This window comes from Aquicoccus sp., assembly GCF_041686535.1.
Classification (GTDB): domain Bacteria; phylum Pseudomonadota; class Alphaproteobacteria; order Rhodobacterales; family Rhodobacteraceae; genus Aquicoccus.
Window position 1 is genome coordinate 1 of the sequence record NZ_JAWLDS010000103.1, and the last position, 9804, is coordinate 9804.

Annotated in this window: 9 protein-coding genes, 1 tRNA gene and 1 pseudogene; 10 read left to right on the forward strand and 1 reads right to left on the reverse strand. The window is 61.4% G+C overall.

Translation table 11 applies throughout. The features are described from left to right. The 9 genes from ACESL9_RS15340 (at nucleotide 1) to ACESL9_RS15380 (ending at nucleotide 8614) form a co-directional block, all read left to right on the forward strand. A tRNA-Cys gene (locus ACESL9_RS15340) sits at nucleotides 1–74 on the forward strand. 734 nt (nucleotides 75–808) lie between these two features. Further along, the gene (locus tag ACESL9_RS15345) at nucleotides 809–1231 is read left to right on the forward strand and encodes a hypothetical protein (RefSeq protein ID WP_372615201.1); all 423 of its coding nucleotides are present in this window, start codon (nucleotides 809–811) and stop codon (nucleotides 1229–1231) included. A gap of 69 nt (nucleotides 1232–1300) precedes the next feature. Continuing rightward, nucleotides 1301–1573, forward strand: coding sequence for a DUF4212 domain-containing protein (locus ACESL9_RS15350; protein WP_372615200.1), 273 nt, complete (start codon nucleotides 1301–1303; stop codon nucleotides 1571–1573). A 15-nt stretch (nucleotides 1574–1588) separates the two neighbouring features. After that, nucleotides 1589–3373: a sodium:solute symporter family protein gene (locus ACESL9_RS15355; protein WP_372615199.1), complete on the forward strand. Its 1785-nt coding sequence runs from the start codon at nucleotides 1589–1591 to the stop codon at nucleotides 3371–3373. 121 nt (nucleotides 3374–3494) lie between these two features. Beyond that, on the forward strand, nucleotides 3495–5333 hold the full coding sequence (locus ACESL9_RS15360; protein ID WP_372675109.1) for a DUF294 nucleotidyltransferase-like domain-containing protein: 1839 nt from the start codon (nucleotides 3495–3497) through the stop codon (nucleotides 5331–5333). Nucleotides 5334–5336: 3 nt separating this feature from the next. Next, entirely contained in the window at nucleotides 5337–5843 is a 507-nt protein-coding gene (locus tag ACESL9_RS15365; protein ID WP_372615197.1) for a hypothetical protein, read from the forward strand. A gap of 34 nt (nucleotides 5844–5877) precedes the next feature. Beyond that, nucleotides 5878–6261: a response regulator transcription factor gene (locus tag ACESL9_RS15370; protein ID WP_372615196.1), complete on the forward strand. Its 384-nt coding sequence runs from the start codon at nucleotides 5878–5880 to the stop codon at nucleotides 6259–6261. Further along, nucleotides 6254–8320 (forward strand): exonuclease domain-containing protein, encoded by a 2067-nt coding sequence (locus ACESL9_RS15375; protein WP_372675110.1) that lies wholly within the window; start codon nucleotides 6254–6256, stop codon nucleotides 8318–8320. The genes ACESL9_RS15370 and ACESL9_RS15375 overlap by 8 nt, the downstream gene beginning before the upstream one ends. A 72-nt stretch (nucleotides 8321–8392) precedes the next feature. Continuing rightward, nucleotides 8393–8614, forward strand: coding sequence for a hypothetical protein (locus tag ACESL9_RS15380; protein WP_372615194.1), 222 nt, complete (start codon nucleotides 8393–8395; stop codon nucleotides 8612–8614). A 32-nt stretch (nucleotides 8615–8646) separates the two neighbouring features. Here the strand turns inward: ACESL9_RS15380 and ACESL9_RS15385 are convergent, their stop codons facing one another. After that, a complete protein-coding gene (locus tag ACESL9_RS15385; protein WP_372615193.1) occupies nucleotides 8647–8901 on the reverse strand; it encodes a GlsB/YeaQ/YmgE family stress response membrane protein in 255 nt (84 codons plus the stop codon). A 183-nt stretch (nucleotides 8902–9084) separates the two neighbouring features. Between ACESL9_RS15385 and ACESL9_RS15390 the strand changes: the two are divergent. Continuing rightward, a pseudogene (locus tag ACESL9_RS15390) lies at nucleotides 9085–9584 on the forward strand (DUF6441 family protein); the annotation flags it as partial. Nucleotides 9585–9804 lie beyond the last annotated feature (220 nt).

The window sequence follows — 9804 nt, forward strand, 5'->3', positions numbered from 1 at the left end:
GGCGAGTTGGCGGAGTGGTGACGCAGCGGATTGCAAATCCGTGTACACCGGTTCGATTCCGGTACTCGCCTCCATTTGCTCTCAACGGATTAGAGAATTTTCTCTTGGTCCGAGATCGCGTTCAGGAAAAAGTTCAGATAGTTCGCTTTTACTCCAACCCAGTTTGGCCGTGAACATTGCCAGGCCATCGGGAAGTCTTGCGGTGGTTCTGCCGTCGATCGTGCGCCCTCTGACACATCTTTCAAGCGTAGTGGCGTAGTGTAGATCTATCTGCAGGCTCTGAAAGGAAATCAGGCCTTCGCCGGATTTTGCCGCACCAGCCACTGCGAAAGGGAACCCAGCGCTGGCGTTTCGACAATCGGGCGCAGCGTCGGGCTCAAACGCGAGCGGCAAGCCGCTCCTAAATCTCCAAGTCGCCACAAAGAGATTGCCACGCGCAAAGCTCACGCCGCCATTTTGCCCTGCAAGAACGCAAGTCCCAAGAAGTGCGCGAGCGCCGCCATGCGCGTAACACAGGGCCGGATTCAGACCGGACAAGAATGGCAGGAATTTCTATCTGCTGCATTGTAGACGGTCCGGGCTATTGCGGACCCGTGGTTGCCCTATCAACCCGCATTCGAGCGGTCAGCGACCGACCATTCAAGCGCAGAACGCTTGATCCGACTGCATTATTGGGCAATGGTGAAAGCAGGAGAAGCGCTGTTTGGGCAATGACGCGTCAATCTGTTGACTGTGATGGCGTGTCATTTGCGATAGAGTGATGGTGTCATCCCGTCTGACCGGATGCCCTGGGGTGGAGGTAAGGTCTATGATTGTCGCCAAACAGGCAGAGGCGGTCGGAGTGGTCGGCTTCCATATAGATTCTAACGGCAATGGACCGATGTACGCGGTGACGATCTCCAATCCCAACGGATCTTGGGACAAGTATTGCATGCAGCTGAGCCGGATCAAACCCTATACCAATGTGAATAATACCTCGTTGGCTTACGAGACCGTCTCGATCAATTGGCTTGAGGATGGCAATCCAAATGTCGCGGCAGACTGCATCGACCGACATCTGGAGAAAAGGGGCGATCAGGCCGCAATCATCTGGGAGCCGGAAAACCCCAAGGGCGCGACGCTACACATTTCTTGCAAGGCATTGCATGCGCAATCCTGCAAGATGGCCAAAATCCTCAAGTCGATGGACGTGGGGCGTGGTGGCCGGGTGGTAACGAGGACCGCCACCTGAGAGAAAGCCCGCGCCGGGATGGTCCCGGTCGGGTTCGATTAAGACACATGACCAAAGGGAGGAAATGATTTGGCACTCACGGAGCAAGAAAAGGAATCGGCCAGAGCATATTGGAAAACCAATGTGCGCATCATTCTCATCAGCCTGGTAATCTGGGCCCTCGTCTCGTTCGGCTTCGGCATCCTGCTGCGCCCGATGCTTGCGGGGATTTCCATCGGCGGGACCGACCTGGGGTTCTGGTTCGCACAGCAGGGATCGATCCTGGTGTTCCTGGCGCTGATCTTCTTCTACGCTTGGCGGATGAACAAGCTTGATGCCGAACACGGCGTTGGTGAAGAATAAAAGGGGCAGGGACAGATGGATCAGTTTACAATCAACCTATTGTTCGTGGGTGCGAGTTTCGCGCTCTACATCGGCATCGCCGTCTGGGCACGCGCAGGCTCGACCAGTGAGTTCTACGCCGCCGGTCGCGGGGTTCATCCCGTCACCAACGGTATGGCCACCGCCGCGGACTGGATGTCGGCCGCATCCTTCATCTCGATGGCCGGCCTCATCGCCTTCACCGGCTATGACAACTCGTCCTTCCTGATGGGCTGGACCGGTGGTTACGTGCTGCTGGCGCTGCTGCTTGCGCCATATTTGCGTAAGTTCGGCAAATTCACGGTCAGCGAGTTCATCGGTGACCGGTTCTACAGTCCGACCGCGCGCCTGATCGCGGTGATCTGCCTGATCGTCGCGTCTCTGACCTACGTGATCGGCCAGATGACTGGTGTCGGCGTGGCCTTTGGCCGGTTCCTGGAGGTCAGCAACACGCTCGGCCTCTTGATCGGGGCTGTGGTTGTTTTTGCCTATGCGGTCTTTGGCGGGATGAAGGGCGTGACCTACACCCAGGTCGCACAGTATGTCGTGCTGATCACCGCCTACACGATCCCGGCGGTTTTCATCTCGCTGCAACTGACCGGCAACCCGCTTCCGATGTTCGGCCTGTTCAGTGAACACACAGCCAGCGGGCAGCCACTGCTCGAACGGCTTGACCAGGTCGTAGATGAACTGGGCTTCAACGAGTATACCGTGCATCACGGAGATACGCTGAACATGGTACTCTTCACCCTGTCGCTGATGATCGGCACGGCAGGTCTGCCGCATGTCATCATGCGCTTCTTCACGGTGCCGCGTGTGGCCGATGCACGCTGGTCCGCCGGCTGGGCGCTGGTCTTCATCGCACTTCTTTACCTGACGGCTCCGGCCGTGGGAGCGATGGCAAGGCTCAACATTACCGAACTGATGTGGCCGGAAGGCACCGACGGCCAGGCCGTCTCGGTCGAACAGATCGCGGACGACCCCGAGTACGACTGGATGGCGACGTGGCAGACGACCGGCCTTCTCGGCTGGGAGGACAAGAACGGTGACGGTCGCATCCAGTACTACAATGATGCCGACGCAGACATGCAAGCACGGGCCGAAGAAGAAGGCTGGGAAGGTAACGAGCTGACCAACTTCAACAATGACATCCTCGTTCTGGCCAACCCGGAGATCGCCAACCTGCCGGGCTGGGTGATCGGTCTGGTGGCTGCAGGGGGTATCGCCGCCGCACTTTCCACTGCCGCGGGGCTGTTGCTCGCGATTTCGTCGGCGGTCAGTCACGACCTGGTGAAGGGGCGCTTCAAGCCGGATATCTCGGAAAAGGGAGAGCTTCTGTCAGCGCGGATCGCGATGGCCGGGTCCATCGTCTTTGCCTCGTATCTGGGCCTCAATCCGCCAGGCTTTGCCGCGGAGACCGTCGCGCTTGCCTTTGGCATCGCTGCGGCGTCGATCTTTCCCGCGCTTATGATGGGCATCTTTACCAAGGTGAACAACCACGGCGCCGTGGCGGGTATGTTGACCGGCCTGATCGTCACGCTGGTCTACATCTTCCTGCACAAGGGCTGGTTGTTCATTCCTGATACAAACAGCTTCACGGATGCCGATCCGCTTCTCGGAACTGTCAAATCCACAGCCTTCGGTGCGGTGGGTGCGATGCTCAACTTCATCGTTGCCTTTACCGTGTCCAAGATGACAGCGCCGATCCCGCAGGAGGTCAACGACCTGGTCGAGAGCGTGCGCGTGCCGAAAGGCGCGGCGGCAGCTGCGGCCGACCACTGAGAAAGACAGGCAGGGGCGGCGCATGCTGCCCCTGCCCGCACTGGCGCCCACTGGAATTCTTGGCAGGAAACGGGTGCATTTGATTGATTTCACTCACCAGATCCAGGCGGAGCCGACCGGCATGAGCGATGCGGACCCCAGTTTGATCGAGACACTGTGTCGTCATGCACCGTTCGATGATCTGTCCGAGGATTTGCGTGCGCGCATCGCTCCTGACCTTCGACTAATCGAGATCGGCGCGGACGAGATGCTTGCCCGCAAAGGCGACACGCTGGACGGGCTCTACGTGATCGAAAGCGGCGGTTTTGACATGCGGGCAGGCGCACATGACCTGGTTGCGCATCGTGGCCCCGGCGAGATCATGGGCGAGCGTGGCCTGCTGCGCGACGGGAAGGCACAGCTTGACGTTCGGTCGACCGAGGCCGCGCGCCTGATCCTGGTTCCCAAGGCGCATTTCAACACACTGATGGCGCGCAGCGGCACCGTGGCCCGTTGGTTCGCACGCGCCCGACCCAACGATCCGGACGACACCGCGCCCAATGCCATTGGGCTGACGGCGCTGCAGGTGTCGGACCTGATGTCGAAAAAGCCGATCACCTGCACGGCCGATGCGACGATTTCAGATGTGGCACGGCTGATGCGCGACCACGGCATCTCTTCGGTGGTGGTGATGGCAAATGTCAGCCTTGCCGGCATCGTCACCGTGCGGGACTTGACGCACAAGGTGCTGGCCGAGGATATGGACGGTACGGTCTCGGTCGGTCAGGTGATGACCCCCGATCCTGTCACGATTTCGCCGGACAGTCTCGGCCTCGACGCGCTGATGAAACTTGCTGATCTGGGCGTCAATCACCTGCCGGTGACCAAGGATGACCGCGTCGTGGGCATGATCGGAAGGACCGATCTCTTCCGTCAACAGGCCGCAACGGCCAGTCACATGGTTGCCGATATCGCAGGCGCACAATCAGCGCAGGACATGGCGCATGTAATGGAGCGCGTGCCGGGGCTTCTGGCACAGCTTGTGCAGGCCGGCGTCAAGCCCGGTTCAATCACCCGGCGGATCACCGACATCACCGATGCCATCACCCGCCGCCTTTTGACGCTGGCCCAGGAAAAGCTCGGCCCGCCGCCGGTCTCCTATCTCTGGGCAGCCTGCGGTAGCCAGGGCCGGCGCGAGCAGACCGGCGTCAGCGACCAGGACAATTGCCTGATCCTCGACGACGCCTTCCGCCCCGAACATGACGCCTATTTCGCCGAGATGGCGCGGTTCGTCAGCGACGGACTGGACACTTGCGGCTTCTTCTACTGCCCCGGTGACATGATGGCGACAAATCCGCGCTGGCGTCAGCCCCGCGGAGTGTGGCGAAACTATTTCGACCGTTGGATCAGGCAGCCCGACAACGAGGCGCAGATGCTGGCCTCCGTGATGTTCGATCTGCGCCCCATCGCGGGAGAGTTTGCACTTTTCGACAACCTCGAGCAGGAGGTTCTGGCGACTGCGAAGAGGAACTCGATTTTTGTGGCGCACATGATCTCGAACTCGCTCAAGCATACCGTTCCGCTCGGTTTCTTTCGTGGCTTCACACTGATCCGATCGGGCGAGAACCGAAACACCATCGACCTCAAGGCTTCCGGTGTCATCCCGGTGGTCGATCTGGGGCGGATCTATGCGCTTCTGGGGTCGCTCACTGCCTCGGGCACCCGCGACCGGATCGAGGGCGCGAGAGAGACGGGGGTGATCTCGGAAAGTGGCGCGCGGGACCTGCTTGATGCCTACGACCTGATCGCCGAGACCCGGCTGCGCCACCAGGCGGGGCAGGTTGCGCGTGGTGAAGAGCCGGATAATTTCATGAACCCCGCCGAGATGTCGGATCTGGAGCGTAATCACTTGCGCGATGCCTTCATGGTGGTCAAGACGATGCAATCTGCCATCGGGCAATCCAGGGGGGCACGCGAGTAGATCATGTTTTTCGAGCTTGTCGCGACATTCGCTGCGGGGATCGCGGCGGCTGGTCTGGCGCTCATAGCCGGGCATCTCAGTCGTGGGCGCCTACCGCGCTGGTTCGCGCCGGTGGCGGCGGGCGCGGCGATGCTGGGTTATGCGATCTGGTCGGAATACACTTGGGCCGCACGCACGGTGGACGGGCTGCCCGACGGGGTCGAGGTGCTCAGAACCGTCGAGGAAGCCCGCTTCTGGAAGCCCTGGACCCATGTGGTGCCGCAGACCACGCGGATCATGGCGCTGGACCGTCAAGGGGTCCAGACCAAGGCGGACGCCCAAGGCATCCTGCTTGCGGACGTGTATTTGTTTGCGCGATGGACGCCGCCCGCGAAACGCCCGCAACTGGTGGATTGCGACGGGCGCGCGCGCGCCGATGTGAGTACCGCTGCACTGGCAGACCCGGACAAGGCCAATTGGAGGAGTGTGGACGGCGATGATCCGTTGATCGAGGCGCTGTGCCAGTCGTGACATGGCCTGGCATGAACGGGAGAGGAGGCCCGCAATGTCGCAAAAGACCGTTCTGCTTGTCGAGGACGAGGATAACATCGCGCTTGCGCTCACCCATCTGATCGGGCGCGCGGGGTTTCGCCTGCGCCGCGAAGCGACGGGCAACGCCGCGCTCGCCGCCATGCGTGAGGACCCGCCCGACCTAATCGTACTCGACGTGATGCTGCCGGAACGATCGGGCTACGAGATCTGCGAGATCATTCGCCGCGATCCCGATCTCTCGGGAGTCAAGGTGCTGATGATCACCGCGGGCGCTGGTGACGTAGCGCGCCGCAAGGGATTGGCTGTGGGTGCCGACGCCTTCATGACCAAACCCTTTGCCACGGCTGATCTGACCGCGCGCATCACCCAGATGTTGGGAGAGGGCAGCGATGATTGAACGTCTGTCGAGGCGGCTGGGGCTGCGGCTCCGGTTCGCGCTTTTCTTCGCGGCGCTCGGCCTGGGGGGCACTGCGCTTATCGGTACGGGGCTCTGGATTGGCCACGCGCGCAGCGGCGGACCGATTGACGGCTACGTGATCGCGGGCGTACTTGGTGGTCTCGGTGTGCTGGGCCTGTCGGTGTGGATTGGGCTTCTTTTCGACGAAAACGTCGCCAAGCCAATCCTCGCACTCGCATCAGACCTAACGACCCGTGCGCGCGCCGATGTAGATTTGGATGTCGATGAGAGCCAGGCTAGGCATCTCGGTGCGCTCGCACCTGCCGCCAACGCCATCAACACCGCCCTTTCGGAGGCCCGCGCCGCTCGGCAAAGGGCGATCGCGCGGGAGACCGCCCGCATCGCCCGCGAAAAGGCGCTTTTCGAAGCGCTGTTTCGGGACCTGGGCGAGGGCGCAGTGGTCGTCACGCCAGACAATCGCGTAATGCTTTACAACCGTATGGCGCAGGATCTTCTGGGCGATATCGGGCTGGACCGCCCGCTTTCGGCCTTTCTACGCCCCGAGCCTATCACTGACGCGCTGTCACGCATGCAGAAGGCGCGCGTGCGCGGCGAGGTCACGGCCGAGACCTTTCTCGCTGCCTCGGCCGATGGTGCACGGTTCATGCTGGGCCGTGTGAGCCCGATCCTGTCAGACGAGGAACTGTCGGGTCATGTCCTGATCTTTCAAGACGCGACCGAGGAACTCAGCACACATGCCAAGCACGACCACCTTTTCACGGCGCTAATGGAAGGCGTCCGGCGGCCTGCCGGGACCATCGGCGCGTTGCTTGAGTTGACGGATTCGGATGAGGATCTGACACCCGAGACCCGTGAACGGGTGCGGCAGGGAATCAAGGACGAGCTTGCACGCCTCTTTGCTTGTGTCGACGACATGGGCAAGCGCCACGCCAAGATAAAGTCACGCCACTGGCCCATGTCACCAGTCGCTGCGAACCACATCTTCGACGGCATCAGCGCGAGCGCCGACACGCCGCTCAGGACCATCCGCAGCGAGGCAATGCTCAGCTGTGACGGGTTCGCAGTCATCACACTGCTGCGCATTCTGGTCGGGCATCTGTTTGAGCAAGGCACCCGCAACGTGCTGACCCTTTACGTTGAGGAAGACGCCGACGAGACGCGCCTGATCCTTGGCTGGCAGGGAGAGCCTGTGACCGACGGCCAGCTGACAGAATTGCTGTGCAACCCACTCTCGCCCGCCTATGGAGAATATTCCGGCCGCGATGCGCTGAACGCACATCAGACCGACCTGTGGTCCGAACCGGAGGATGGCGGCTACCGGATCGTGCTGCCGCTCGCCTCGGCAAACCCGCCGCTGACCCCCTGCGATGCCCGGCCCGAGTTCTACGATTTCAACCTGCCGGAGGCGCCCAAAGGCGATATGTCCAACACGCCATTGTCAGAGCTGAGCTTCGTGGTCTTCGACACTGAAACCACAGGGCTGTCGCCACGCGGCGGCGACGAGATCGTTCAGATCGCCGGGCTGCGGATCGTCAACGGGCGCATCCTGCATGGCGAAACCTTCGAAACCCTTGTTAATCCCGGCCGGTCGATTCCAGCGGCCTCGACACAGGTGCATCACATCACCGAAGAGATGGTGGCGGATGCGCCCAGCATCGCCGAAGCTGGGCGACGTTTTCACGATTTTTGCAGGGGCGCGGTGCTTGTGGCCCATAATGCACCCTTCGATCTGGCCTTCCTTCGACTGAAGGAGAACGTTATCGGGCGGCGGTTCGACAACCCGGTGCTGTGCACAGTGCTGATGTCGGCGGGGCTATTCGATCACAGCGGGCAGCACACGCTTGATGCGCTCTGTGACCGGTTCGGCGTGCATATCCCCCCCGAGGCGCGGCACACCGCCATGGGTGACGCCGTGGCCACTGCCGAGGTCTTCGTCCGCATGTTGGGGCTGCTGGAGGCAAAAGGCGTCACCACGCTCGGCGCGGCAATCGCCGAAGAAGGCCGCATGACGAAGATCCGCAAGGCGCAGGCCTATTGACAGCGGGTCCGCCCCGAATCTTCTACCGAGCCTTGGCGAGATTTTTCCGGCTTCGATGAGCTTGACAGGCCGGTGCCCCTCGCTTCCATCAGCGTGATCGGGCCTTTGTTGCCAATCACGCCGTGTGGCCATGCCTCGCTTCAGTATCTACGCACCGCCACCCTGTACAACTACTTCACCGATTTCGGCTTGTCGCAGATCGCGGCCGGCGCCGACAGTTTCACCATCCACGGCGAGCCGCTGCGCGATCGCGATCGGCTGGTCTCGACCGTCAATTTGAGGTCGGCAGTCTAGCTGGCGCTATTGCTCCGGCCCCAAAACGTGCGTCAGGCCTGCTTGATCAGGCGTATCAGGAAAAGCACGATGACCGCGCCAATGGTGGCGTGGATGATGGCACCTGCAATGCCGCTGCCGATGCTCAGACCCAGCCTCGGCAAAACGAGACCAGCCACAAAGGCGCCGACGATCCCGATCACGATATTGCCGAGAAGGCCGTAACCGTAGCCCTTGACGAGCAACCCCGCAAGCCAACCGGCCACGGCACCTACGAGGATTATAACGAGCAGACTTTCGAGAGCCATTTTGGATCCTTCCCATTGTACGTCCATTCATCCGAAAATATCGAATGCGTATTGCTGCAGCACCGCCGCAAAATGCGGACTAGAACCTGTGAACCCCGCGATGTCTCGCATGTTACCGAACACCTGGACAGCAAATTCGCTGCAATCCTGAGCTGTGGTCTTGCGCCCTCAATGGAACAACTGATGAAACTGAAGCTCGACGTCGATCCCGACATCGTTGCGGTGATGGCGACCAAGGTAGCAGCCGGGGAACGCGCTGTCACGGCCGCCATTCACGAGGCCGGGACCGGGTTGAAGCCGGCGTGGCGGTTTCAGATCACCAGCGCAGGGCTGGGCCCCCGGCTCGCCAACTCGATCCGAAGCCAGATCTATCGCAAGGCTGGCGAGAGCCTCGCTGCCGCGGCGCTGGTCTGCTCAAGGGCCCCGGTCATCGTGGGCGCGCGAGACACGGAGCCGCTGATCCGCTCGAAGAAAGGGCTCTGGCTGGTGATCCACTGCAGGCGGCTGGCAAGCCCCTGCACGGCAGCAGGATCAGGTCCGGAGAGTGGGAGAGACGACGCCGTCTGTGCCTGCGCTTCGTCTATTGGCGGACGGGCCACAGCCTGCTGGTGGCGGAAGGACGGCTGAACACGAAAGGTCTGGCGGTCATGTCGCGCTCCAAGATCGGGCGTGGCAAGGTCACGCTACTCACTGACATTCTACAGGACTGTGCGTGCACGTCATACCTGTTGTCGCAGTGACGGAAGCAAGAAACGCGACATCCTCGCCGAACCCATCCGCGAGCTAGCCAAGCTGGTCGACACAATTCCCGTTGTGTTCGACTTTAGGGGGGTGAATATGCACGAACTGGACCAACACGGCGTTCGGCGGCCGCCGACAGTGGTTCCTGTGCCCGTGATGTGA